Below are 24,577 nucleotides of genomic sequence, written 5' to 3' on the forward strand. Positions count from 1 at the left end.
GTGTCTGGCTATCCCTCGACTACCCGTTGCCACCCCGCTAGCCCTCAATCAAGTTTCGTCCAGTCGATTAATTTCGTGGCTGACTTCGTATCCACTTGAAAGATGACCTTCCACTCTTAGCTTCGCGGGGCAATATGAAGCTCTCTGCGAGCCCTGAAACAATCACGCCATCTGCCTGTAAACTCCCCAAACCGCCAACGGATTTGAACAGCTGTTCCAGCTTGTCTCGATCCGCTGTCGTCAACTGCAGATACTGCTGCTGTAAACGCTCACGGCAATACACGCGGTAATTAGTGGTTTTGGTGCCCTGAAATGCCAGGCTGTGGCCGGTAAAGTCGAAGCGTTTTTGACCCCGTTGGAAGGCGAGCGCATTCTGGTGCAGATAGGGTAGATAATCGGCGGCAATGCGTTGAAGGAATGGTTGCCACTCAGGTGTCTTTGGCCACTGCCATTCGATCGCTTTGGGCAATTTATCCGCTGAAGCATTCCATAATCGTGCCAGCCACTCATAGGTATTGGGGGCTTGTCGCCGCATCACTTCCGCGGAGTCTGGGTCATTGCCGAAATGACGAAACATCGAAGCGAAATAACCAAAGTCTGCCGCGCTGGGGTGGCTACCCAATAGAAAGGGCTGCCTGGCCAGTAAGCGCTCTAAGAATTCAAACTCCCTAAATAGCATATCGCGCACGGAAGCTTCGTTAGCCAGGTTAACCCCGTCTCCCCACAACCATTCGCGCTGTTGGCGGCGGCCAAAAACCCAACCCAGGGGCCGAGCTAATAACGTTGGTGCAAAGGCTTTCCCAATGGCGTAACCCACCGCCCAACGGGACGCACGAGGCACCCAGCGCCACCACATCGCCGGCCGCCACAACCACTCATCGCCATAGTCCTCTATCAACAGGGCCAGGAATGCCAAGGCGGGATCATCTGGCGTAGTACATGGTTCGGGGTGCTGTTGCTCAAACCATTCCAGCATCGGGGTGGTATCGAACAACCACTGGCCATTGTCCATTTCTACGGCGGGCATTTTTTTCACACCGGTAGTCTGGGCTATTTTTTTCATTTCGCGCTGGCCACACTCTACCGCTTTATAAACGATGCCCTTATAGCGTAAATACGCTTCCAGCTTGCCACTGAAATAGGAGATGTCGGATTTATAGACGGTATAGCGAGTTTTCATGGCGTTACAATAAACAAGTTCTGGTTCTTATACAAAAATACTCTGTGTGATGGCGCCAGCCAGTGCTAATTCCAATGCTACCAAAAGCTCCATCCCACAAGGCACAAACGAGACAGAGAAGAGAACCCCAAAGTCTCTATACAAAGCTGATAACGTAAAGCTATGATATTCGCTATCAAAGGCTCAATGGCCAATGGGGGGAAATCACTGCAACTGCCGCAGCAAACCCACGTGCATCGATAGCAGTCATGATGCTGGCCGCAGGATGGCGTTGAGGCGCCATGCAGATAATGTAGGCAATAGAGTAAACATTTAGGAGGGTGTATGTGGAAATGGATAGTCGGAATATTGGTCGTGGTCGTGACAGGGTTGGGATTTGCGTATTTTACTGCGGATAAGGGCATGCGCAATCTTCTCGCCAACTTACCGACAGATCGTAACGTCCTATTTTGGACCGTACCGCAACGTGATGCTGCGTTTCGCTCTCTAGACGCCGTAGCGGTTTTGGCCGAAGCGAATGTCATTGAGGCGGGGGGCACAGCTTTTCCAATGCCCAGGGGCGCACCGATCAGCATTCCCATGAATGTCGAGATCTATATGCGCGAGCAACGGACGGCGGGGCTGGTCATTATTCAGGACGGCAAGCTCCGGCTGGAACGATATGGGCTTGGTTTTGATGCCAACGGTCAATGGACCAGCTTCTCAGTCGCTAAATCCTTTACGTCGACCTTGGTGGGTGCGGCAATCAAAGACGGATTTATCAAGAGTATAGAGGATAAGGTTTCCGACTATATTCCGCACTTAAAAGGGTCTGCCTATGATGCTGTTTCGATCAAACAGCTGCTAACCATGACATCGGGTGTTCGGTGGAATGAAGATTATGAAGACAAAAATAGCGACGTAGCACTTTTTAATGAACATAAAGCGGAGCCCGGAGTCGATGCAACCGTCAGCTATATGCGCACGCTTTCACGCGAGGCGCCCGCAGGCGACAAGTGGGCTTACAAGACCGGCGAAACTAATCTGATTGGCGTCTTAGTCAGTTCGGCGACGGGTAAGACGCTATCGGCTTATCTTTCGGAAAAGATTTGGGCTCCCTTTGGCATGGAACACAATGGGAGTTGGCTGTTGGGCTCTACGGGACATGAAATCAGTGGCTGCTGCATTCAGGCGTCAACCCGGGATTTTGCGCGTTTCGGTCAGTTCATGCTTGCAGGGGCGCAGATTGACGGCAAGCCAGTGCTACCCGAGAAATGGATTGCGGCAGCCACGACTAGGCAAGCCGACATCGGACATCCGGGTAAGGGCTATGGGTATCAATGGTGGACCGACGATGACGGAAGTTTTGCGGCTCAGGGTATCTTCGGGCAGGGTATTTTTATCGACCCAAAACGCAAGCTGGTTATCGCTTCAAACAGTAATTGGCCCAAGGCTACGGATTACGACACGGTAGGAGCCCAGCGAGAGGCCTTCTACAAATCTGTCCAGGCAGCAGTCGATGCCGAGGCGAATTTGCGATAGATGCTTATTCACTAACCACTAGCGGACTCTCTCATCAATACGGCTATGCATTCATCCGCCCGCGACGCCTCGTTGCCATCAATAGTGTTGCCCATACTGACCCACGGTACGTTGTTCCAAACACCGTAGCTGATGTTACCTAGAAAGCGCGCAGCGCAAAGAATCGATCGCGTTTATGTGTATTAATGAGCTGACTCTACTCGCTACGGACCTTTAGCCTGTCGGCTGCAACACGCGTCTATTTGCTGTTCAGGCGCTCAAAGTGAAACTTGGGATAACTACCCAGCTGATAGCTCACCCGGTAGCGCTCCCCGCCGGCCAAAGGTGAGAGCTCATGGCATTTGAGTGGCAGTGTGATTTGCGACTCATAGTCCTTGAGCCAATACCGTCCGAATACGCAGATACGTGTAAACAGCGCGGCGTCGAGTCCGGCGATGTCAGCCATCGTAGGAATGACTACGATCGTCGGCTCTAGCTCAAAACGTAGTCCGTCTGAATTGGTCTGGGCCAACTGCATCTGGTCGAAGGCATGCTCAGGAATTAACGTACAGACTGTCTCCAGCAGATAACGCCTAGTGCTCTTTTTCAACGCATTGCTGTCTTTTTTCTGTGATTGACCGAACAGTGCTTTTTCATGTTCTAGGTCAGCCAGACACATGGACACATCAATACGCTGTGGGATGAATACACCGGTGGGGCATAGCTGCGGTGCCAGATTGGCTGTGACCGCAAACTGCGGCTCTTGTTCAAGTGACTTTTGCATCGCTTCAGCGATTACCAGATGCAGCTTCCCTGTGTGCTTATAGTCGCAGGCGTCAGCTTTAACAGTTTGGACGGCATGGGCACAAAACCCGAAATTAGCCAGCAGAAGCTTCACGCTATCCAGTGAGCGTTGGTGAAAATCCAATAGGTAGACCTTGAGTTCTCCAGGGGAAAATCGGCCAAGCAGTGGCAATAGCAGCGTGCCAAACGGACCACAGCCCGCGTACAGAATTTCAAGCGGCGTGTCGGGAAAACGCGCTTTGAGTGCGTTTATCGCAGCATAAACACCGCGGATAAAAACCACGCTACGTTGATAATCTATCGCGCAGTGAGCCGCTGCCTGCGGGTTTATGGCAACGCCGTTATCCAACAGTGAATCCTCGGCCCAGGCGTCAAAGCTAGGATCAGGCCGGATATTGGTGATCTCACTACACGACGCAACAAAGGCGTCCAGCGCTTCGCGCAACGCTTCGGGCGAACTGGTTTCATCCAAAATAGTATCGCTAATGGTATTGATATTCATGTTGAATGGGTCCTGCACATAAATTACCCAATTTAATGACGCGCCTGCCGCTTGAACACAACGAGCACTTTAGGTGCCGGCGACAAACTGATTTGCGACTGACAGTGATACGTTGCCCGGCAAGAAGATCTTCAATCTCTCTTCAGTTGGCGACGGCTACAACACAGATTTGGACCATAAAACCTGTCGGCACAGGGGAGAGCCCAGTGCTCAAGCAAACGTTCACGCTTCAAGAGGCTACTAACAATTTACTTTAGCCTGACACCAAGATTCTAGCGCTTGACCTCTGGCAACCACCCTACCCCACCGAGAATACCCACTCACCCTGAAGTTACGACAGCGTTAAGCAGATGCTGGCGCTCTTCTCAACACGCGAAACAGGGAGGCATATGACAGAAAAGGTCTGTAGGCTGCACACAAGTATTTAGGTTCACTCACCTATTGACTAGGCGGCGTATCGCTATAAACACGAGTATAAAAGCTGTGTAACTAATGAAGAAAGGAATTATGTAGTTTGCCCAACCTAGGCATAGCATTGCACCCATAACCAGCAACTGAAACCCCAGCCCAAATGAAGAGACAGCCGTCATCAGTAATTTCGGCATATGCTCGCCAACCGGGGCTTTCTTGTCTAACCAAAAGATAATCTTATCGAACCCGCCGTACAAAAGATAATAGGCGCCGAACAAAGTATCAACATGACGCTGCTGCTCTCCAGGCATGGCAATAGGCGTCGTATGCTCGAACACACGACTGGTTTTATCGCCGTTAACCTTGTTTCGGAGAATGACATAGTAATAATTATACAGCGTGCCTTGTAGCTGCAGGCCTAAAAAAGCCATCAACATGAATAGTATCGACCCTTCTGCTACATACCAAATACTGAGCAGGAAGAAGAAATTGAGGATAATGTCGGCGACCGAATCTAAATAACGACCGGTATAAGACGGCGTTCTTTTAACTCTGGCTAACTCACCATCAGCGGCGTCTAAAATCGATTTTACGATGAGGAAAAAAAACGCCGCCCAATATTGATGGTTGATGATGCACGCTATTGCAATAATACCCGCAACAATAAACAGCAAAGTGACGTGTATTGGCGTCATATTGGTGTCTTTCAGCGCATTAGCGATCTGGCGGGCAATCGGTCTGCCGTAATCAGACAGATCCAAAAATCGATGCTCGGTGGGTAGTTTAGACATTTTCGTTTATATATATCCTACGGACAATGTGTATGTTTTAGCGATATGAAGGATAAACAGACTCTGACGGCAGAGCTTACCCAGTCTCGTCCGCGGCGATTACCGACCGTCCAAGGCCCGATGCGGCTTTTTTTAATGCTCTTTTATGCCTAGGGTTGCATCAGTAAAATCAGCGCGCAGTATGACCGTTACAGGAAAAAATACAATCGAATACGATCCAACAAATAAGACATAAATCCTTTTCACAGATCCGGAACTAGCTGCCATGACTCCGATATGGCTTTATTTGCCCAAGTGATCCGACATTATCTGACAGCTCAGAGAGCCGATATACCGTCTAAAACCACTTTTTCGACGTGGGCTGCTGCATCCGCATTGATACCAGGATAGTCGGGTTTACCATTCGGTCCATGCTGCAGCGATTTAATCACAAAAATGTTTCGTGCCATCTTGTAGTCCGCCAGCAGAATAAGCGTACCGTCTTGACGAACCTTACCGCAGTCGCCTATCTCGCTGGCACCGATCTGATAGATCGCTTCGCTAATATTCCATGCCATCTATATTCTCATTTATCCAAGTTCGAAATATAGACGCTCATCGTCCGGCGCGGTGACCTTCACCTTTTTCCCGGTCGGGTCTTGTGCCAACATCGCGAAGGCTGTTGCGTTATCATCTTTGGCAGTACGAGAAACAAAGCGTTCACCACTAATCGTCTCTCCAATAATCACTGCATGCGCACCACCCTCTCGGTCGTGATGCACTGTATAAGAGATGATTGACCCGCTTTGTGGGTCGGCGCACACCTTACAGGCCAGCAATTCATTACTACTAATGTCCGTTTCAGTGTTGCCCCAATCAATACTGCTGGGCTTGCGTGAATAAATTCCGCTGGCATGCTTGGACAACATGCCACCGTTCGCCGTCACCATGGCGAAACTATCAGGTTTTTCCCGCGCCTGCCAAACAGCTTCTGCAAGAGCATGCATACTGTAATTATTACCGGGACCGCCAAAGTAAGGCAGCCCACCCGTTAGAGTGAGTTGACGGCTACCGTCAATTGGCAACCCTAGATGTGTCGCTACCGATGTCACCGCGCAGGGAAAACAGCTGTAAATATCGATCAGATCAATGTCGGCGATGGTGATACCCGCGGTGGCCAGAGCTTTGTCGGCGACCAGGCCAGCCATTGGCGAGACCCCCGGATCGGGACGGCGTGTGACCTCTAACTCACAGCCCTCAGCAAGCCCGTGCAAGTAAATCCAGCGTGCTTCGGGAATACCTAGCTGCTTTGCTTTTCCAATGCTACACATTAGCAACGCTGCCCCCTGATTCACGCCGTCCTGAGCGATCATTCGTTTACTGTAGAGATGGGTCATGGCCGGTGCAGCGAGTATTTCTTCGGCACTTTGACTACCCGCAAACTGGGCGTAGGGATTGCCCGCGGCTACAGCGCTGAAAGATTCCAGCAACCGCGCCATCGCATATCGATGTTCTTCTATGCTGCGCCCCGCGGCGTGACGCTGGGCCTGCTCGATCAAAGAGTAATAGTAGACGACATTGTAAAGCCCATTTTTAATTTCCTGCGAGGTTGCGGACGACTCGCCAAAACCTCGATCTTCTAGCACTTCTTCAAACTGCTCGCTCCAGTCGAGTTCGCGTTTATTACGTTCTGCATGACGCTGATTCTTGATCGCTTCTGCGCCGGCCATCAGTACTACCGAACGTTCACCACGGGCGATGGCGCGGGCAAACTCAATCAACCGCGACTGCGGCTGATTACCTCCGGTCTCCGTATAGATGCGATGGTCCGGGCTAGCGCCGATACACGTTGCGATAGACTCGGGTGGATTGTCACTACGGCCGCATTTGCCCGCCCACAGGCGCCCCATATCAGAGAACAGCTTAGTCACGCAGATGGTGTCGATCGCCTCTGCGATCACGGCCGCACTACCGGTAGCTTCACAATCCTTAATTGCATTCACGGCGGCCTGCGACGCCAGCGCCATAGGCGATATGTCGTTCGCTTCTCTCTCAACAACCTGGCCGGCCCCAACCAAAATGGGGGTGGAATCCGACAGAACCCCCGCAGACACATTCACAGGATAAGTTCAGCCATATCCCGCAACTGCTGCTTGTCAGTTGTGGCCACCAACAGAGTCGTTACTTTTGAATCACGCCAGATTTGCAGGCGCTCCTTGATACGATCCTTGGGGCCAATCAGCGCCAAAGCGTCGGCCAGCTCATCGGGAATGACCAGAGCCGCTTCGTCACGTCTGTCTTCTAAGAATAGTTGCTGGATTCTGTTGGCTTCTTCTTCATAGCCCATACGACAAAATAAGTCTTTATGAAAATTGGCAGTCTTAGCGCCCATACCACCGACGTAAAAACTAAGGTAGTACTTGACCGCCAACAAGCCGGCAGCAATATCATCGGTGATATTAACGCTGACCATTTGATTAATCTCAAAATCAGGACGCATGTTTTTCAGCGATGCTTCATAAACGCTCTCATCGTAGGGATTGTAGAACAAGGGAATCCAACCATCGGCAATTTCGACTGCCAGCGCAACATTCTTGGGACCCTCGGCACCCATAAAAATTGGAATCTTACTGCGCAGCGGGTGTGTGATCGGTTTTAGAGCTTTACCCAAACCGGTACCATCTGCTCCAAGGTAGGGCAGCGGGTAGTGAGGGCCCGCATTAGTGACAGGCCCTTGCCGCGCGAATACCTGGCGAATAATGTCAATATACTCGCGGGTCCGCGCCAATGGCTTAGGGAATGGCCGACCGTACCAGCCTTCTACTACCTGCGGGCCAGAAACACCAAGGCCCAATGAAAAACGCCCTTCCGACAACAAATCCAGGCTCAGGGCATGCATCGCACAAGACGTCGGCGTACGCCCCGATAGCTGAACCACTGCGGTGCCCAGTTTAATCTTCTTAGTTTGTGCGCCAATCCAGCACAAAGGGGTAAAGGCATCATTACCCCAGGCCTCTGCTGACCACACTGAGTCATAACCTAGACGCTCCGCCTCCTGCGCCATTTCTACAAAATTGGGGTTGGGTGCTGCCCCCCAGTAACCCTGGGCGAGACCCAGTTTCAAATCGCCCATGCGACCTCCGATGTATTTTTAAGAATGTGTTGGTGCTTAAACCGAAACCGGCCGCCAATAGGACGGCCGGAGCAGCTGCGATGTTTCTATCAGAGCTTGATTTGTGACTTGATAGTGCTTTGGGTTTTAGGGCCATACGGTGGCCGCATACCCGCCATACCCGCGACATCTATTTTTGCCTGCTTATAGATCGCCTTGGCGTGACTAAAGGTTTTGAACCCATCATGACCATGATAGGACCCCATACCGGCCGGGCCGACACCACCAAAAGGCAGGTCCTCTTGCATGATGTGCATGATGACGTCATTCAGGCACACCCCGCCGGACGTTGTGCGATCCAGCACATTGCGCTCTTCGTTGGCATCGCTGCCAAAGTAATACAGCGCCAGTGGCCGGGGCTGGCTGTTAACGTAGCGAATAGTCTCGCCGAAGTCCTTATAGGTTTTAATGGCTAATAGCGGGCCAAAAATTTCTTCTTGCAATATACGCATATCGTCGGTGGCATTTTTCACCACCGTGGGCGCTATTTTGCGGGTTCCGTCCTGCCTACTGAAGTCTTCACCAGCAGGCGCCAGTGAAATCACTTCTCCGCCTTTTTCAGCGGCATCGGCTAAGTTTTCCTGCAGTCGCTGGAAATGTCGATCATTGATAACAGACGTATATTCCGGATTTTTCAGCATCGTTGGGTACATGCCAGCTACCGCTAACTTGATTTCGCTAATGACTTCATCGAGTTTTTCTTCGGGGACCATCATGTAATCTGGCGCTAGACAGATCTGGCCAGCATTCATGGTTTTGCCCAACATGATACGACTGATAGAAGTTTTGATATCAGCGCTGCGGCTAATAAGTACCGGGGACTTGCCGCCCAATTCGAGCGTAACAGGTACTAGGTTCTTAGCCGCTGCAGCCATGATATGGCGGGCAATAGAAGTTGCTCCAGTAAATAGCAGGTGATCAAAGGGCAAGCCACTAAAGGCTGCTCCAACTTCTGGGCCACCGGTGAATATCGCGACTTCTTGCTCTTCCCAGGCATCACTCACCAACTCGGCCATGACTTCGGATACTGAAGGCGTGAATTCAGAAGGTTTAATCATGCAGCGATTTCCGGCGCCGAGAATGTCCGCCAAAGGGCCAAAGGTTAAGTTAACAGGGAAATTCCACGGGCTGATGACGCCCACGACACCCAGAGGCTGGTACTCGATGCGGGAACGACCGCCAAACAGGCCTAGCGGAAACATACTTTTGCGTTTCTCCGGCCGCATCCAGCCGCGAACTTGCTTTATGGCACTTTTGAAAGGTCCAATGCTACCGGCGACGTCCGTCATCATAGACAATTCACGCGGACGACAGCTGAAATCCGTGTTGAGCGCATCGACCAACTTGTCCTGAAACCGGTGCACAGAGGTCATACCACGGCGCAATCGGTCGATACGGACCTCAGCGCTGACGTGCCCTTCGTTGAGATAGTCTTCACGCTGAGTGTTAAGCACCTTCATCAGGCTTTCTGTAATCGCGTCAGTGTCAGTGCGTTCAAGAGCGTTCATAGTATGTCCTCGCGTATTATTATAGTGAGCTGCATGACTGACTCGACAGGGTCCGCGACACAGACGATATGCCTATCAGTGTAAGTTACCGCCTCAGTTTAATCTAATCAGTTCAGTAAATAAAACCGGATGCCCGGATTTTTCGAATGGGTGGCAGCGCACAGACACGGTGTGGACGCAGAAGAAAGAGACTTCTGGACACAACACTGCCAACTATTGTTGTTATTACATCATTGAAACGTATCACATGCATCCCCGACACAATGCCGAACACAACGAAAACGCTGCCGTAGGTAGACTGCAATATCCACCGAAAGGTATACTGAATGCCTTACTGATCTGGGGATAAAATGCAAGTTATTACCGCTGCGGAATCTGTCCAGCTACTGCGCTCCATCGACACCATCACTCTGGGACTCGGTCCGGTTTTGCCTGCGCCCTTCATGGATGCGCTGAGCGGTCGCGACGACTGGCAGGACCTGACGATTTATTCAGCGATGCTATTGTCCAATTACGATGTGTTATCGCACCCCAATGTTAAATTACGCTCGTCCTTTTTTGGACCTGTCGAGCGCAGTATGCACGCTGCTGGTGGAGATGTGCAGTATATACCCGCCGATCTTCGTCGGCAGGCATTGTTTGCCAAAAAAAATCCAACCCGGGTATTTATAAGCGCCGTCACACCACCTGACGGCGATGGCTATGTCAGCCTGTCTCTCAATGCCACGCAATATGACGACATCGTCGCTTGCAGCCAAGATCCGAACCGTTTGCTCATTTTCATTACCACGCCAAAATTACCGCGTACGATGGGCAATTTCCCGGATTATCCACATCGCATCCACATCGATGATGTCGACTTTTTAATCGAAAGCGATTTTAGCCCACCCATAGTAGATGATGCTCCTCTGGGCGCGCTAGAAACAAAAATGGCGCAACATATACAGCCTTTTATTCCTAACAAAGCTACCCTGCAGACAGGCTTCGGCAGCATACCAGGCGCAGTAGTAAAAGCACTGGCGCAAGGCCCCAACGGGGATTACGGTATTCATAGTGAGATGTTTACTAACGGACTCATGCATCTGTACAAGGCCGGAAAAGTCAGCAATGAACATAAAGGTATCTTTAAAGGAATATCAGTCTGTGTATTTGCGCTGGGCAGTGCAGAACTCTATGAGTGGTTACATGAGAATAACCAAGTGCAATTTATCCCCGCTAAATGCATTAATTCACCCTCGGTCATAGCCGACAATGTCAACATGCGTTCAATCAATGGCGCACTGATGCTTGATCTTGCGGGTCAAATCGTTGCTGACACCATTAACGGGCGCCAGTACTCAGGTATCGGCGGGCATGAAGACTTTACCTCCGGCGCCAGCTTGGAAGAAGACGACCGCTCGATTATCTGCCTCCCCGCCACTGTCACGCTAAACGGGCAGCTCACATCACGCATCACTGCCCAGTTCGCTGCAGGCACTATTGTTACAACGCCGCGACACCAACTGGATATTGTGGCCACTGAATTTGGTGCAGCTGAAGTAGCTGGCTTGACGGCGAAAGAACGTGCCCATGCGCTGGCAGGTATAGCGCACCCACAGTTCCAAGATGCCCTCCACGATTCGGCTGAGCGCGTGGGATCCATCTGAGCACCCGCTAAAAGTCTCTAAATTTCGCCATCTACTGCGCCACATGAGCTTGTACGTTTTGCATAAGAGGTATGCTCTGTTGAACAGGCACTGGCTTAATATTGAAAAAGATTTACATAGCCGTGTAGATAGCCTAGGTTTTGTGGACAGGCCGACAGCAACGGTCCTATAAAAAGCGGGCAACTTAAGCATGGCTTTTCGACATATTTCTAATTCCACACTATGTACTTACGTGATTGCATCGACCATCAGCTTACTGTTGTTAGCAGGCTGCAGTGATAGCAACGATAACGATAATGAGCAGCCCGCGAATATTGTGCCCATGCCTATGATGGAAGGTCCTATACCGGGCGACGCATCATTGCCGGGCACGTTCTTTCCAGACCAAGGTTATGAAAAGGCAGAGTACTTTATATCAGGCACGGCTTACTCCTATACCAATGTCAACGAACTGACCTCATCGGGCGAGTGGCAGGTACAGGAGGCAGAGGCAGCAGAATATACCACCCGCATTGTCGTTTTCCGTCCTACTGCAAAAATCGACTTCAACAAAACCGTGGTCGTGGAGTGGTTAAATGTTTCTGCCGGAGCAGATCTTGGTAATGACTGGATGCTGGCGCATACCGAACTGATGCGCAGCGGTTACACGTGGGTCGGGGTATCGGCGCAGTCGAGAGGTGTATCTGCCCTAAAGACCTCAAACGAGACACGTTATGCGCCGCTGGATCATCCCGGAGATAGCTTTTCATACTCAATATTTTCGCAGGTCGCCCAGCTACTGAGAAGCAAAGATGATACCGGTCCACTAGGGTCGCTAGACGCCGAAACATTCTTGGCTGCCGGTGAGTCTCAGTCGGCTACACGCATCCTAACCTATGTGAATGCTTTAGCGCTTATTGATAGAATGTTTGAGGGCTATCTTATACATTCTCGCTATTACAGCAGTGCGCCACTGTCACAAACCCCACAAGCTGAAATCATTGCACCGGACATTGTGCGGGTTCGCCCTGACTTCGAAGTACCTGTCATGATGTTTCAGACCGAGTCCGACGTTGTTGCCTTGGAGTCGTATCTCAGCCGGCAGCCTGATTCAGACTCTTTCCGGCTGTGGGAGACGGCTGGCACAGCACATGCTGACTACTATATTACGATAACAACTAATAGTGATACAGGCACAGACCCTCAAGTAGCCGCGGTGTTTGAAAGCAAACTTTTTTGTGACAAGCCCATTAATATGGGGCCACAGCACTGGCTCACTAACGCGGCTTTCGCAGCGCTGAATCGATGGGCAGTAAGCGGAGAGCTACCAGCGAAGGCAGAGCGCCTAACGCTTGAAGGATCCCCTGTCCGGTTGGCTCGCGACGCGTATGGGATCGCTTTAGGCGGGATACGCACTTCATATGTCAATGCTCCTATGGCCACTTTGTCCGGAGAGGGAAACTCATCAGAGAGTTTCGGTTTTTGTAACAGGCTCTTTGGCACCACAAAGCTCTTTGACGCACAAACATTGGCGGCACTTTATGGAGATAACAACACCTATGTTAGCAAAGTCAATATGGCGACTGACGAGGCCGTCGCACTGGGCTTTCTCCTTCCGGAAGACGCTGCGCTCATCAAGGCCTATGCTGCTCAGTCGGACATATTTGGGGACTAACGGGAGATCATGAGCTGGCGCTTAATAGGCGTGCAGCGTTATTGGTTATTGGTTCCTAGCGCTTGCCTTAGCTCCGACTATAATAGACACACAATTAGTATACCTAGGTTCATTGTTTCAATGTCGCGCGCCGCGCAGATCTCTTTCAACATTTCTGCGTCGAAGCGCAGCTATAACGACGACGTCTCCCCTCCCTGAGCCCAATTCACCTGACGACCTATATGCAGCCGATCTTTGTGCTTATTGGTTGGGGCTATCTTGGATCTCTTGTTTGACCTCCTGATAATACCCATCTTCAGCAGTCGTTGACGAAGGCACGACAATCAAGGCATTTTTTTCCACGTCCAATTTCTCCAGAAGATCTGCTCTAAAGTCTTGCGATAAAGGGAGGTCGTCAGCTATCTCACCTTCATCATAAACAGAGGCGTACTTAAAAGGCTCTTCAACGCCTGTCAATGCACTAATGTAACCATAGTAAGCAGGCTTTCTATTGAAGTCGTCATTCCACAACAAAGGCCACTCCGAGCCACCCCCCGGAACCCTAATTGCCTTAAAGATATCTCCAAATCGTAAAAACCCACTATAATCTGCAACACCCCAAGTCACCATTCCCCATCGCTGCTTTGGCGGCACCGCATCAAGATAGGCGCGCACTATATTGTTAAAGGCTTTTCGTTGTATAGAGTGCAGCAATCTCGTTTGGCTTTGAAATTTACCCGCAGCGGGGAAGGTATTCAATCCTATGTTTAATTCAGAAATAGTGACCATGTAGCCGGCGTCGGCCGCCTTTTTAAATCGCTCATAATTGTACGAGTAGCTCGTGAATATCATGGGCGAAAAGAAATAAATACCCTCAAATCCAATTACATCGACCTGCGCACCCGCACGGCCAATTTCGTCGGCAAGTGTTATCAAATCGTCGGTTTTGACAGCCCCATTAGGTCCCAAGAAAAACTCATTCAACACCAGCTTTGCCTGCGGATCCGCCTCTCTAGCCCATTGAAACGCTTTGGCATAAATATCTTTTCCAGCCAGGTCTATAAAAATATTACGCGCATCAGGATCATCCAACAATACTCGATATAAAGGCTCATTCAATACATCCCATGACGCCACTCTACCCTTATAACGGCCCACTTTGTCTTTGACATATTGCTCAAACCAACTTAGCCATCGCTCCTGTGTCCAAGTACCATTCTCTCTATACTCAGAGATCCAACTGTCTGCTCCGACATCCGAATAAAAGAAAAGATTGTGGCCGTGTATCCTATAGCCTTCGCTCTCTGCAAAATCGACAAAGGCGTCTAGCCTCGCATAGTCAGTGGTGTTAGGAGTAGGATGTGTTTCACGGATACGAAAAAGCTCGTCGTGTCCAACATAGTCGGATTCTTCTTTTATCACATCAAGCACTCTCGAATAGCTTAATTCGTATTCGAAAAATCGTGGATCGTCTTGCGAGAATATTGCATTTCCGATCGGAAAAGTTGCAGTATTGGCCAAGGTCGGGGCAGCGTCGACAATACCAAGCGACTCATCTCCTTTGTTGTCGGAGCACCCGGCGGTGAGAAGGAAACTTAACAACATAATTCGACCAGCTATATTTATATACAACATAACTTATTATTCCCTTATTCCCTTATTCGTAAACATGGCGATATAGCCGTTATCTTACATGCCATAGATTTCAAAGCACACTGAAGCTAGTGCTGCCTCTTTCAGCACAATAATTCCGGCATTACTGAGTATCTATCCTTTTATCTGGCGGAGAGTCGCTTGGAACTAAGATGCCACGCTCCAGCATGGCAGGCTTAGGAATAAAGGGAGCAGCCCAGTTTCGAACTGCATCAGTTTGATCTGCCGCCGAAATTTCTTTAGCGATCCCTATAGCGCTTGTATAGTTGGTATGGCTGAAGCCAGAGTGGAAATCGTCCATCTTGCGGCCGCCTATTTCTCCAAAAACACGCTTAATCACAAGCCACAGCTTCACATTGATCTGGCATCTGATCTCCACGGGAGATATCACCGCCACATCGGGACGCTCATTGGCATATAGGACAGCGCTTCACGACCCAGGGATTGCCATGATCGTAGGCCTCTCCTTCTAGGCGCATCCAAATCACGAGATTTGTACGACTACCAGACTCTAAATCGGTGACGAAGTGGCGTTGATTACCAGCATGTAGGACCGCGTCACCGGCCCGAAATGTCAATCGGGTCATAGGATCATCGGGTAGCGTATCAACATGATCTCGGCAACGGGTACCCGTAAAGACAAGATCGGCTCCCTGAGCCTGGTTTTCCAAGCAGATATTCAGCGTTATATGGCTAGCATCGACATGCAGTGACAGGTCTTGATTAGCCTCTTTGCCATAGATCGTAATAAAGCTGTGATGGCTAGAAAAATAGTGTCCTGGCATACCCGGAAATTTTTCCTGTATGGTTCCCTTCAGCGTGGTGTTAGCCAATTCATTAATCCAGGCCCTCAGATCCGGATCATGTAAGATCGCGCCGTATTCATGCATATTGTTTGGGTTATCCAGCGTGTTTTTGCTCTTTCCCGGCTGATTTTTTATCGCATAAAGCAGACTGCGGCATTGGTCTTCACTCAAAAATGGCGCCATGAACACATCATTAGTCAGGGTCGCCCAACACCTATCACTGCCATTTGATAAATTGATCATTAATGTTGGTGGCGAAAATCTGCCGTAGTTTCCGCCACCAGATACATAAATGCAGCATAAGCAGCTACATTCTGGTCAAGGGCGCGAGGCGCGATCTTATCGAAGGTATCATCGGCTGTATGGTGAAAATCAAAGTAATCCTGACCGTCCTGCAAAAGACTGACAATAGGCACGCCCATCTCGCGTAGATATTTCAGGTCTGGGCCACCCCTAGCAGTATTGTTCCCCGGTGCTATTCCCAGCGGTTCTAGCACCTTTGCGATAGCGGCCATCTGCAGCAGCTTGTCTTCATCGACACGGCTATCAAAACGCCAGATGTCGCCTGACCCAAAGTCTGACTCGGTGGCGACAATGTGATCGGGCAGCTCTGTGGCATGCTCGCGGGCATAAGCCTTTGCACCCACAGTCCCCACCTCCTCAGCGCCAAAAAGAACCACACGAATGGTGCGCCGGGGACCCTGTGGCAACTGCTGCATGATGAGTTTAGCCGCGCCCAATACAATCCCAATGCCTGCGCCGTCATCAACGGCACCGGTGCCCAGGTCCCATGAATCGAGATGCGCTCCCACCAGCACGATTTCCTGCGGCACCTCGCGCCCGACAATTTCACCAATCACATTGCCGGAAGAGGCAGGCGGGAGTCGTTGTGGCGTAATGACCAGCTTCACCGTGACCGGCTTACCGTACGCCAGCGCTCGCTTGAGTTGATCGGCATCCGGCGCCGCGAGCGCCGCCATTGGCACGCCAGCCTCAGCGTCAGCGCCTGCCTGACGCATCTGGCCCGTGTGCGCAAAACGATGGCTACTGGTGCCCACTGAACGAATCAGCGCCGCGACAGCACCCAGTTGCTCAGACACATAGGCGGTCGCCAACCGCTTTTGCACTGCAAGGCCATAGCCCGCTCCGTCTCGACTTCGCACCATGACTTCATCAATAAATACAATTTTGCCTTCCACTTGCATGCGTGACGCATGCTGCAGCGCTGATAGTGAGTCGAACACAACGACCTCAGCCTCTACGCCCTGCTTCCCAGTACTGGCACTACCGCCCAGCGCGGTAATGGTCAAGGACTGCGGAAACGGTGACACAATCTCGCCGAGCTCAACACCACGCAACCACACAGGGACTTGGAATGGCTCCACCCGGACATTCTGCAGCCCTAATACCTGAAGTTTTTCCACTGCCCACTGCCGGGCACGAGCTTCGGCTTCTGTTCCAGCCAGCCTAGGACCGACTTCTGTAGTCAGGGATCGAACCAGTTCATACCCTTGATTATCCTGCCTCGCCGACGCCAGCAGCTGATTTGCTGTCACGGTCATCGCTGGGGTAACGGCGGAGACAGGTGATTGCGCCTCCGCATACATTGAACCCAGCCCTACCGCAAAAAGCGCTAGTAACAGTTTCATCCACTCACCTCATGACAATATGACACCCAAGCGCAGATATCCTAGGCCTAAGTATTCGGTATCAATACGGCCAATAAATTGACCACGATTTCGATGGACCGCTGTTTGCTCAGCTCCTGCACATCCCGCAGCCGCAACCACATCTCGCCAGACGCTATCGCATCGACAGTGTCCCGCTCAGCTTTCGGCAAGTCTTTCACCTCAGGAAGCCAATCCTCAAGGTCTTTACGCAGACCGCGCTGGTAACGCTGGTAATTCTTATGCATCAGCTCCCAGCGCCAGAAATTCGCTTTGGCTGCGCGAATAGCATTCGCATGAATTTCATACCCTTGCGCATGACGTTCAACGGCGTGCAGAATGCGATCGTCAAGCGTGCCAGTGCGGTCTCCTCCCATGAAAAGCGCCTCCATGCTGTCCCGGCTTTGGCCGTCCACCGCCAGAAACAAGCTTTCCATGTCGAGGAAGTGGCGAAAGAAAGACCGAATGCCGACGCCGGCCCGGTCCGCTATTTGCTGCGCTGTGGGCGCCAGGATGCCCTCCACTATCATGCCCCCTGCGGCATCGATAATTGCCTGCCGCGTGCGCTCAGCACGCTCGCGTCGGCCATCAGGCCGGGGGGCAGAATCGAGGTTTTTGTTGTTCTGTAAAAGGTTGCTCACAATCATTACCACAGCTAGACAAGAGGGTCAGGTTAGCACATCCACTTGCTCCACTAAACAGCGAGTGGCAGTATGTATGTCATAGGAAAACTTGAGGAACGCCTTGTGGAATATACAGTGATCAACAATATCGCCATCCTCGCATTCGACGATGGTAAAGCGAACGCAGTGGGCCCTCAGTTTCTGGATGACATCAACGCGGGTCTGGACCGCGCGCAGGCGGAGCAAGTCAGCGCCGTTATTCTGAGGGGTCGCGAAGGTATTTTTTCCGGCGGCTTCGACCTAGAGGAGTTCAAAAAAGGTGTCGAGCTCGGCATGACAATGGTTGGAAGGGGCTTTGACCTTCTGGTCCGTTTGTACAGCTTTCCACTACCTTTGGTAGCCGCCTGTACCGGACACGGCGTCGCCATGGGTGCGTTTATTATTATGACGTGTGACAGTCGTATTGCCAGTCGGGGAAACTTCAAGATAAGCCTACCCGAAACGGCCATCGGCATGGAACTGACCCCCTTATTGGTGGCGTTGACTACAGCACGGATATCCCGACAGCATATGACCCGAGTGGCTTTGCAGTCGGAAGTCTACAACCCAGAGCAAGCCGTGGAGGCAGGGTTTATCGACGAGGCTGTGGAGGCCGACCTTTTGGATGCACGCGCGATGGAAGTCGCGCTGAAATTAGCCAACCTGCCTCAGGCGCAATATGCCGCTAACAAGCTGTTGATTCGCGCCAACACTCTGCAGGCTATGAACGGCAACTTGGCCGAAATGGCCAAACGTTAGCTTACCCTAAAAAACACCGCGCAAGGCCTTAAGCGCTAGAGCGCATCAACCCGGTAAGACAAAAAATGCTGCGGCAACATTGATCGATATTGACGGTTAAATTTTTTTGGCATATATTATGCTGAAAGTCTCAATCAGATAGTATAATAAGGTGCTGAACATGCATAAACTGATCGCGATTACCGTCGCCGTTGTGACCTCAATAAGTAGTTCCCATGCCCTTGCGCAGGGACTAGAGGAGGTCATTGTTACTGCCACTAAGCGTGCCGAAAGTCTGCAGGACGTCCCCGTTACAGTCAACACACTCTCTGAAATGACGATTCAAGAGGCCGGCATCACCGATCTCAGTGACGTTGCAGCGTTGGTGCCTGCACTCACCGTCAGCACTAACCTCAGTCCCTTCGCCTCTGCTCTGCGAATTCGAGGCTTTGGCACCTCACAGAATGACCCGTCATTGGAAGCTTCCGTGGCCTTCATATTGGATGGCGTTTACATGGGGAGCTCAGGTCTGGGCATGTCAGACCTGACCGATGTCGAACGTATCGAAGTGCTACAGGGTCCCCAAGGCACTCTGTATGGAAAAAATAGTAATGCAGGCGTCATCAGTGTGATCACGAAAAATCCTAACCTGGAAGAATCTGAAGGGTATATAGAAGCGAGTCTAGGTGACTATTCGATGCAAAGATACGTGGGTTCAGTGACCGGACCAATCACCGAGTCACTGGCCTACAGCGTGTCAGGCAGCTGGCATGACACCGATGGCTGGATGGAGAGCGATACTGGCAAAGACCTCAATGGCGCAAAGGACTGGAACGCTCGGGGAAAAGTTCTGTGGCTGCCAACCGATGCACTGAGCATACGACTGACCGCCACTCACGTAGACCGTGATACAAGTTGCTGTGCTGCCGATGCCACACAGACTGCCGCAGTAACGGATCAACTCATCGTTCAGGGCTTGCCCGTCCCCAAGAACGATGCTTTTGATTACAAAAACAACGTCAATGTCAATTCCAAGTTTGATCTCGAATCGGACGGTGTCAACATAAAACTGGACTATGACTTGGATAGCGCGGTACTAACATCCCTCAGCGCCTGGAACGACTACGATTACAACGTTTCCGTGGACGCGGATCGCTCGGAGCTGGCCCTACTAGCCCTCGTTGATGACAAGTACTCCGGCGAACAGTATTCTCAAGAGCTGCGCCTAACCAGTGGCTTGGAAGGCCCGCTGCAGTATATGTTGGGCGGATTTTACGCCTATGAAAAGCGAACCCGAGGCGGCCCCAACAGCGCCCCCGTTGAGATCGGTGAAGATGTTATTCAGGTCGGAGGCGCGGCGACGGGACTGGGTCCGGCTTTTGGCCTAGTGGTTCAGCCAGGCGATACCGTGTTATTTAACAACAAATGGGAAACAGAAACCTTCGCGCTGTTCGGGCAATCTACCTACAACATTACCGAACAATGGACCGCAACATTAGGGCTACGTTACACCACTGAAAACAAAGATGTAGATCTGTTGACCCAACCGGTTTCTACTGCGGCATTGTTTGCCGCCGGCAGCTCGCTAGTACAATTAGGTTTTGCACCGGTTGATGAAAGCTTCAACCGCGAATCGGACGGCTTTACCGGGCTGGCCAATCTCACCTATTTTGTCAATGAGGAGGTGATGGTGTTTGCCTCGGCCTCCAGCGGCACTAAGTCAGGCGGTTTTAACGGTGTCGCTGCGGAAGGTTTTTCCCGTGAATTCAAGGACGAAGATACCACCAACTATGAACTTGGCATCAAATCAGAACTGTTCAACAATCGCCTTCGAATCAACGCGACGGCCTTTTATACCGAGTTTTCAGATCTACAGTTTCTGGCACAGCAGCCCAGCGGCGTTGGGACCTATGTCAGCAATGCTGCAGAGGGCACTAGCGCCGGAGTAGACCTTAATGTCTCTGCGGCGCCGTGGGAATTTCTCATGCTCAGCGGTGGCTTACAGTACCTAGACGCCGAGTATACTGACGGCATACTGAGCGAACAAAACTTTGATGTGCCCTATGCACCCACATGGAGCGGCAATGTGTCAGCAACCTTTCTGCTCCCTATCGCTGAGGGTGTATCGTATTTGCGCGGTGACTACAGTTATATGAGCGATCACTTTAATAACCCAACCTACCAGCCCGAGACAGTGGAACAGGACAAAAACCTGGTGAACCTCCGTCTTGGGTGGCGCAATGACGACTGGGATGCCGCACTATGGGTGAAAAATGCGACGGATGAGGCCTACGCCTCATTAGCAGCCGCACCGATAGCATACTCAGGCACCGACGCCTTCTTCCTCGAGGCTCCGCGCACTTGGGGTGTGACGGTGCGATACAATTTTTGACCCTAACGTAATGGTCGCCAAAACATGTGGCATGACCGTAAATTTCACAGTGAAATATCACCGTTAAGGCCCTTGTGGGAATCTCTAAGTTCTTTAATCACAGGAAGCATGTCACATGAAAAAGGCGATAATCACGACATTGGGTGTACTGGTAGTTTGCATCATCGTCATCCGAGTCGCACTGCCCACGGTGTTGCACAAGGCGGGCCTGCACCCGGAATATACTGGCCCTACCTATCAGATCCCGGCGGGCAAGCGAGCGCTCATGATCGGCACCAACCACGGCATCCTTAATGCTCCCGGAGAGACTAGCGGAGACCCAACTGGCGTCGCATTGTCGGAAATGACGCATCCCTACTACACCTTCTTGGACGCGGGAATGACGGTTGATGTCGCCAGCATTGAGGGTGGCAACATTCCAATAGACCCTCAGACGCTCGGGTTTATGTTCAGAACGCCAGAGGACCTGCGTTATCTTGAGGACCCGATTCTTCAGGCCAAAATGGAGAACTCCATGCGTATTGATGATGTCGACTTCACTCAGTACGACGTCATATTTCTGGCGGGAGGTTGGGGAGCAGCCTATGACCTCGGCTATTCACCTGTGCTTGGCGAAAAGATCTCGGAAGCCTACTATGCCGAAGGCAGTCCCGTGATTGGAGGCGTCTGTCACGGTGTGCTGGGATTCATTAATGCCAAAGATGATGCCGGCAACCGCCTCATCTCCGGACGTCGCATGACCGGCGTAACTGACAAGCAAATCAAGGAGCTTGGCATTGCGATCACGCCGCAGCACCCTGAAACCGAGCTGAGAAAAGCCGGCGTGGTTTTTGAGTCCAATACGGCCTTTTGGGACTTGTTCGCAACGCGTGTGGTGGTTGATGATGAACAGCGTTTTGTTACCGGCCAGAACCAGAATTCTGGATTGGAAGCTGCCAACGTCGTCCTTAAAATTGTTTCCGAAAATTCGAGATAGCGTCTGCAGCGACGTCACACGCTAATCTAGCGCATAGCCTGTCGTGCCCTTTTTTACTGCGAGATTAACATCGGACATCTTCTCTTGTGAGCCGCACGCGTAGTAAAGAGGGGGTGTAGCGTACTTAGGAGAGCATGTCATGACTGCCCTGCCATTGCATGTTCGTAATTTGCGCAGCCACAGTTCTCTTATCAAACCAGTCACGCTTCATCTCAAGCATCTGCCTGAGACCGTGCTTTCTGCACAGTTCATATAGATTTGAGCACTGGGGGTCAAAATTATGCAGAGTGGATTTTATAGCGGCTATTCTTTTCTCTACTGTCTTAACACTTTGACTCATTATCTCGGCTATGCCGCTTTGAGGAAAATTTTCCAGGTAGTAACTTAAGCAAATAAGATCGTTGCGGGACAGACTGCTGCCATTGGGGAAAGCTATCCTTTCTTTTTCAAAGTCAACCTCGGTACCTTCGCTCCACAGCTTGAATGTCGGAAGGTCGCGTGATATGTGGCTAACATCCATCATGAGTATATAGATAACTGGCTGGCCTTCCCATTCAAGTGGTCGCCCGAACGCCCAGGATGATTGATGACAAAATTTGACCGAGACGGCGTGCACCCATTGTTGCCTGGTCGGGTGAAAGTAGAGACTAACCACTTCTCTGACGTCGCCAGATTTTGCGAGAACGTCAGCCGCGTCGCTTTGCTCCTTTAAATTCCCCCATGGAAAGTCATCAACTGTCATAGTGGATGAACTTTCAGATACCCCAGCTAACTCTAAGAAACGACTATTTACCGAGAGCACCTTGCCTTCGTAATTTCTGACGATAATACCCGTATTTTGTTTTCCCACGGTGCGTGAAAAAACGCCCATGTAGTACCCTAAAGCATCTCTGATAACAACACCTCTGCATCCTTGAGTGCGGCTGCGCACAATGCCGCTCTATTCCTTATACTTCTGCAACCGACCCTTTCGACCCTACAATGGCGCAACAGTCCGCCCATACTCGTCACGCATTACTGAATACGCTACACGGCTGATTCGATGGAGCTTACTTGCTTTTAACGTTCTAGAAAGTAGGGAAAACCCTATTTTTTTCAATTATTTTCAATTTCGGCGTCCGCGATGGTTGTCAACAACGGTCTGTAGACAGCTCTGCTTTGTGGACCGCCGCGCAGCACTGACTCTGCGAGGCCCATCGAAATCGGTGATCGTCTAGTACTATAGCGGCGGCTGGGTCGTTGGCAGCATCGATGATTACCTGGGACTGGCGGTTGCCGGGTTCCCCAATCTGTTCACCATCACGGGACCATCAAGTCCGTCAGTGCTATCAAATATGCTGGTCTCCATCGAGCAGCATGTGGATTGGGTCAGCGACTGTACTGCATGGATGGGCGAGCGAAACCTGGCAACCATAGAGGCGGAAACAGAAGCGGAGGACGAATGGGCGAAACATACGGAATTACAAGCCCATCTGACGCTCTACCCCAAAGCCGACTCTTGGTGCATGGGCACTAACGTGCCGGCAGCTATTTTGCCGCGTTGTACAAAGTACGCAGCGTTTAATATAGTGGCTGCATTGTAATTCGGCCCACCCTCGGCAAGCGATAGATTATGTCAAAGCGAGAGCAATCGGCACTTCAGGCAACATTTTTCGACGTCATTTTCGGGACAGAAACGCCTGCAGGAAAATGGTTCGATATCGTCCTGATCATCGTCATCATCGCCAGTGTTGTGGTGATCATGCTGGATTCAGTGGGGACGTCGGACGCTGCGTATGGCAGTCTCTATCTAAAGCTGGAATGGATTTTCACGTTACTGTTTACTGTGGAATACCTGATCAGAATTTGGTGCACGCCAAACCGCAAAGGTTATATCTTTAGTGTTTACGGTGTCGTTGATTTACTGTCCCTGTTGCCCACATACCTTGCATTGCTGGTTCCGCAGGCGGCACCGCTCCTTATTATCCGAGTGTTACGTATTCTGCGTATTTTTCGCGTACTCCGGCTGTTCGCATTATTACAGGAGGCCAATTATCTGGCCGCGGCACTGCGGCGCTCAGCACGTAAGGTCTTTGTCTTTTTCGCGCTCATGATGATGATAACCACCATTTTCGGCTGCCTGATGTATGTTGCTGAAGGCGGGCAAAACGGCTTCGATAACATTCCGGTGAGCATTTACTGGGCCATCGTGACGATTACCACGGTGGGTTATGGTGACGTGGTGCCGCACTCAGGCATCGGGCGTGCGATTTCGGCTGTTGGCATGCTGATCGGTTATGCCGTAATCGCAGTACCCACTGGCATCATCACCGCCGAGCTGACGGTGAGTCAAAGAGCCCAAAGCGAAAAACAGGCACGAGAAGCGCGTAATTGCAGCAACTGTGCGGCCGTGGAACGGGATACAGAGGCTCACTACTGCCGCGCCTGCGGCACTGCCCTCCCTGAGCCGAGCCCTGGCCCAACGGAGGGGCAGCCGAGCGCGTGAGTGCTTGGCGACAATATTGGCAATAAAGTGACAAATAATATTGTGACAATGACCTCTAAGTCGAATAGACTT

General features: G+C 51.2%; 21 protein-coding genes. 8 read left to right on the forward strand and 13 right to left on the reverse strand.

The features are described 5' to 3' along the window. Positions 1-67: 67 nt before the first annotated feature. Positions 68-1,180, reverse strand: a complete 1,113-nt coding sequence (locus tag ABXT62_RS09165; protein WP_415354936.1) for a glutathione S-transferase family protein — start codon at positions 1,178-1,180, stop codon at positions 68-70. 324 nt (positions 1,181-1,504) lie between these two features. On the opposite strand from ABXT62_RS09165, the gene ABXT62_RS09170 reads away from it, so the two are divergent. Further along, on the forward strand, positions 1,505-2,701 hold the full coding sequence (locus tag ABXT62_RS09170; RefSeq protein WP_415354937.1) for a serine hydrolase domain-containing protein: 1,197 nt from the start codon (positions 1,505-1,507) through the stop codon (positions 2,699-2,701). Positions 2,702-2,939: 238 nt separating this feature from the next. On the opposite strand, the gene ABXT62_RS09175 is transcribed toward ABXT62_RS09170, so the two are convergent. The 6 genes from ABXT62_RS09175 to ABXT62_RS09200 all read right to left on the reverse strand — a co-directional run bounded on the left by ABXT62_RS09175 (position 2,940) and on the right by ABXT62_RS09200 (position 9,847). After that, positions 2,940-3,986, reverse strand: a complete 1,047-nt coding sequence (locus ABXT62_RS09175; protein WP_415354938.1) for a hypothetical protein — start codon at positions 3,984-3,986, stop codon at positions 2,940-2,942. Between the two features lie 434 nt (positions 3,987-4,420). Continuing rightward, positions 4,421-5,188 carry a CDP-alcohol phosphatidyltransferase family protein gene (locus ABXT62_RS09180; RefSeq protein WP_415354939.1) on the reverse strand — a complete coding sequence of 256 codons (768 nt, stop codon included), beginning with the start codon at positions 5,186-5,188 and terminating at the stop codon, positions 4,421-4,423. Between the two features lie 317 nt (positions 5,189-5,505). Then, the gene (locus tag ABXT62_RS09185) at positions 5,506-5,745 is read right to left on the reverse strand and encodes a hypothetical protein (protein ID WP_415354940.1); all 240 of its coding nucleotides are present in this window, start codon (positions 5,743-5,745) and stop codon (positions 5,506-5,508) included. Between the two features lie 12 nt (positions 5,746-5,757). After that, positions 5,758-7,287 (reverse strand): hypothetical protein, encoded by a 1,530-nt coding sequence (locus tag ABXT62_RS09190; protein WP_415354941.1) that lies wholly within the window; start codon positions 7,285-7,287, stop codon positions 5,758-5,760. Further along, positions 7,284-8,300: an LLM class F420-dependent oxidoreductase gene (locus tag ABXT62_RS09195; protein ID WP_415354942.1), complete on the reverse strand. Its 1,017-nt coding sequence runs from the start codon at positions 8,298-8,300 to the stop codon at positions 7,284-7,286. Before ABXT62_RS09195 ends, ABXT62_RS09190 begins: the two co-directional genes overlap by 4 nt. Before the next feature lie 89 nt (positions 8,301-8,389). After that, complete coding sequence (locus tag ABXT62_RS09200) at positions 8,390-9,847, reverse strand: coniferyl aldehyde dehydrogenase (protein WP_415354943.1); 1,458 nt, start codon at positions 9,845-9,847, stop codon at positions 8,390-8,392. 350 nt (positions 9,848-10,197) lie between these two features. Here ABXT62_RS09200 and ABXT62_RS09205 point away from each other — a divergent pair, with 350 nt between their 5' ends. Next, positions 10,198-11,493, forward strand: coding sequence for an acetyl-CoA hydrolase/transferase family protein (locus tag ABXT62_RS09205; RefSeq protein WP_415354945.1), 1,296 nt, complete (start codon positions 10,198-10,200; stop codon positions 11,491-11,493). Between the two features lie 190 nt (positions 11,494-11,683). Beyond that, on the forward strand, positions 11,684-13,147 hold the full coding sequence (locus ABXT62_RS09210) for an alpha/beta hydrolase domain-containing protein (protein ID WP_415354946.1): 1,464 nt from the start codon (positions 11,684-11,686) through the stop codon (positions 13,145-13,147). 240 nt (positions 13,148-13,387) lie between these two features. Here ABXT62_RS09210 and ABXT62_RS09215 read toward each other — a convergent pair whose 3' ends face one another. The 5 genes from ABXT62_RS09215 to ABXT62_RS09235 all read right to left on the reverse strand — a co-directional run bounded on the left by ABXT62_RS09215 (position 13,388) and on the right by ABXT62_RS09235 (position 17,893). After that, positions 13,388-14,761, reverse strand: coding sequence for an endo-1,4-beta-xylanase (locus ABXT62_RS09215; protein ID WP_415354947.1), 1,374 nt, complete (start codon positions 14,759-14,761; stop codon positions 13,388-13,390). A gap of 121 nt (positions 14,762-14,882) precedes the next feature. Continuing rightward, positions 14,883-15,176, reverse strand: a complete 294-nt coding sequence (locus tag ABXT62_RS09220; RefSeq protein WP_415354949.1) for a hypothetical protein — start codon at positions 15,174-15,176, stop codon at positions 14,883-14,885. Between the two features lie 10 nt (positions 15,177-15,186). Continuing rightward, entirely contained in the window at positions 15,187-15,768 is a 582-nt protein-coding gene (locus ABXT62_RS09225) for a hypothetical protein (protein ID WP_415354951.1), read from the reverse strand. 59 nt (positions 15,769-15,827) lie between these two features. Then, positions 15,828-17,234: a M20/M25/M40 family metallo-hydrolase gene (locus ABXT62_RS09230; protein WP_415354952.1), complete on the reverse strand. Its 1,407-nt coding sequence runs from the start codon at positions 17,232-17,234 to the stop codon at positions 15,828-15,830. Between the two features lie 47 nt (positions 17,235-17,281). Then, positions 17,282-17,893, reverse strand: coding sequence for a TetR/AcrR family transcriptional regulator (locus ABXT62_RS09235; protein WP_415354954.1), 612 nt, complete (start codon positions 17,891-17,893; stop codon positions 17,282-17,284). 105 nt (positions 17,894-17,998) lie between these two features. Here ABXT62_RS09235 and ABXT62_RS09240 point away from each other — a divergent pair, with 105 nt between their 5' ends. From ABXT62_RS09240 to ABXT62_RS09250, 3 genes are all read left to right on the forward strand, one after another. Further along, entirely contained in the window at positions 17,999-18,673 is a 675-nt protein-coding gene (locus ABXT62_RS09240) for a crotonase/enoyl-CoA hydratase family protein (RefSeq protein ID WP_415354955.1), read from the forward strand. A 160-nt stretch (positions 18,674-18,833) separates the two neighbouring features. Further along, on the forward strand, positions 18,834-21,044 hold the full coding sequence (locus ABXT62_RS09245) for a TonB-dependent receptor (RefSeq protein ID WP_415354956.1): 2,211 nt from the start codon (positions 18,834-18,836) through the stop codon (positions 21,042-21,044). Between the two features lie 115 nt (positions 21,045-21,159). Beyond that, on the forward strand, positions 21,160-22,020 hold the full coding sequence (locus tag ABXT62_RS09250; protein WP_415354957.1) for a type 1 glutamine amidotransferase domain-containing protein: 861 nt from the start codon (positions 21,160-21,162) through the stop codon (positions 22,018-22,020). Between the two features lie 124 nt (positions 22,021-22,144). Here ABXT62_RS09250 and ABXT62_RS09255 read toward each other — a convergent pair whose 3' ends face one another. Next, on the reverse strand, positions 22,145-22,951 hold the full coding sequence (locus tag ABXT62_RS09255; protein WP_415354958.1) for a helix-turn-helix transcriptional regulator: 807 nt from the start codon (positions 22,949-22,951) through the stop codon (positions 22,145-22,147). A gap of 403 nt (positions 22,952-23,354) precedes the next feature. Here ABXT62_RS09255 and ABXT62_RS09260 point away from each other — a divergent pair, with 403 nt between their 5' ends. Beyond that, entirely contained in the window at positions 23,355-23,603 is a 249-nt protein-coding gene (locus ABXT62_RS09260; RefSeq protein ID WP_415354959.1) for a hypothetical protein, read from the forward strand. Positions 23,604-23,632: 29 nt separating this feature from the next. After that, the gene (locus tag ABXT62_RS09265) at positions 23,633-24,505 is read left to right on the forward strand and encodes an ion transporter (RefSeq protein ID WP_415354960.1); all 873 of its coding nucleotides are present in this window, start codon (positions 23,633-23,635) and stop codon (positions 24,503-24,505) included. Positions 24,506-24,577 lie beyond the last annotated feature (72 nt).

This window comes from Halioglobus sp. Uisw_031, assembly GCF_047729875.1.
Lineage (GTDB): Bacteria > Pseudomonadota > Gammaproteobacteria > Pseudomonadales > Halieaceae > Marimicrobium.

Excerpts from the sequence above, each read along its gene's own strand:
- ABXT62_RS09245 (WP_415354956.1), top strand. The coding sequence starts at position 18,834 with ATGCATAAACTGATCGCGATTACCGTCGCCGTTGTGACCTCAATAAGT.
- ABXT62_RS09225 (WP_415354951.1), bottom strand. The coding sequence starts at position 15,768 with ATGGCGCCATTTTTGAGTGAAGACCAATGCCGCAGTCTGCTTTATGCG.
- ABXT62_RS09200 (WP_415354943.1), bottom strand. The coding sequence starts at position 9,847 with ATGAACGCTCTTGAACGCACTGACACTGACGCGATTACAGAAAGCCTG.
- ABXT62_RS09250 (WP_415354957.1), top strand. The coding sequence starts at position 21,160 with ATGAAAAAGGCGATAATCACGACATTGGGTGTACTGGTAGTTTGCATC.
- ABXT62_RS09260 (WP_415354959.1), top strand. The coding sequence starts at position 23,355 with ATGCTGGTCTCCATCGAGCAGCATGTGGATTGGGTCAGCGACTGTACT.
- ABXT62_RS09205 (WP_415354945.1), top strand. The coding sequence starts at position 10,198 with ATGCAAGTTATTACCGCTGCGGAATCTGTCCAGCTACTGCGCTCCATC.
- ABXT62_RS09210 (WP_415354946.1), top strand. The coding sequence starts at position 11,684 with ATGGCTTTTCGACATATTTCTAATTCCACACTATGTACTTACGTGATT.
- ABXT62_RS09170 (WP_415354937.1), top strand. The coding sequence starts at position 1,505 with ATGTGGAAATGGATAGTCGGAATATTGGTCGTGGTCGTGACAGGGTTG.
- ABXT62_RS09215 (WP_415354947.1), bottom strand. The coding sequence starts at position 14,761 with ATGTTGTATATAAATATAGCTGGTCGAATTATGTTGTTAAGTTTCCTT.
- ABXT62_RS09265 (WP_415354960.1), top strand. The coding sequence starts at position 23,633 with ATGTCAAAGCGAGAGCAATCGGCACTTCAGGCAACATTTTTCGACGTC.
- ABXT62_RS09195 (WP_415354942.1), bottom strand. The coding sequence starts at position 8,300 with ATGGGCGATTTGAAACTGGGTCTCGCCCAGGGTTACTGGGGGGCAGCA.
- ABXT62_RS09175 (WP_415354938.1), bottom strand. The coding sequence starts at position 3,986 with ATGAATATCAATACCATTAGCGATACTATTTTGGATGAAACCAGTTCG.
- ABXT62_RS09180 (WP_415354939.1), bottom strand. The coding sequence starts at position 5,188 with ATGTCTAAACTACCCACCGAGCATCGATTTTTGGATCTGTCTGATTAC.
- ABXT62_RS09230 (WP_415354952.1), bottom strand. The coding sequence starts at position 17,234 with ATGAAACTGTTACTAGCGCTTTTTGCGGTAGGGCTGGGTTCAATGTAT.
- ABXT62_RS09185 (WP_415354940.1), bottom strand. The coding sequence starts at position 5,745 with ATGGCATGGAATATTAGCGAAGCGATCTATCAGATCGGTGCCAGCGAG.
- ABXT62_RS09165 (WP_415354936.1), bottom strand. The coding sequence starts at position 1,180 with ATGAAAACTCGCTATACCGTCTATAAATCCGACATCTCCTATTTCAGT.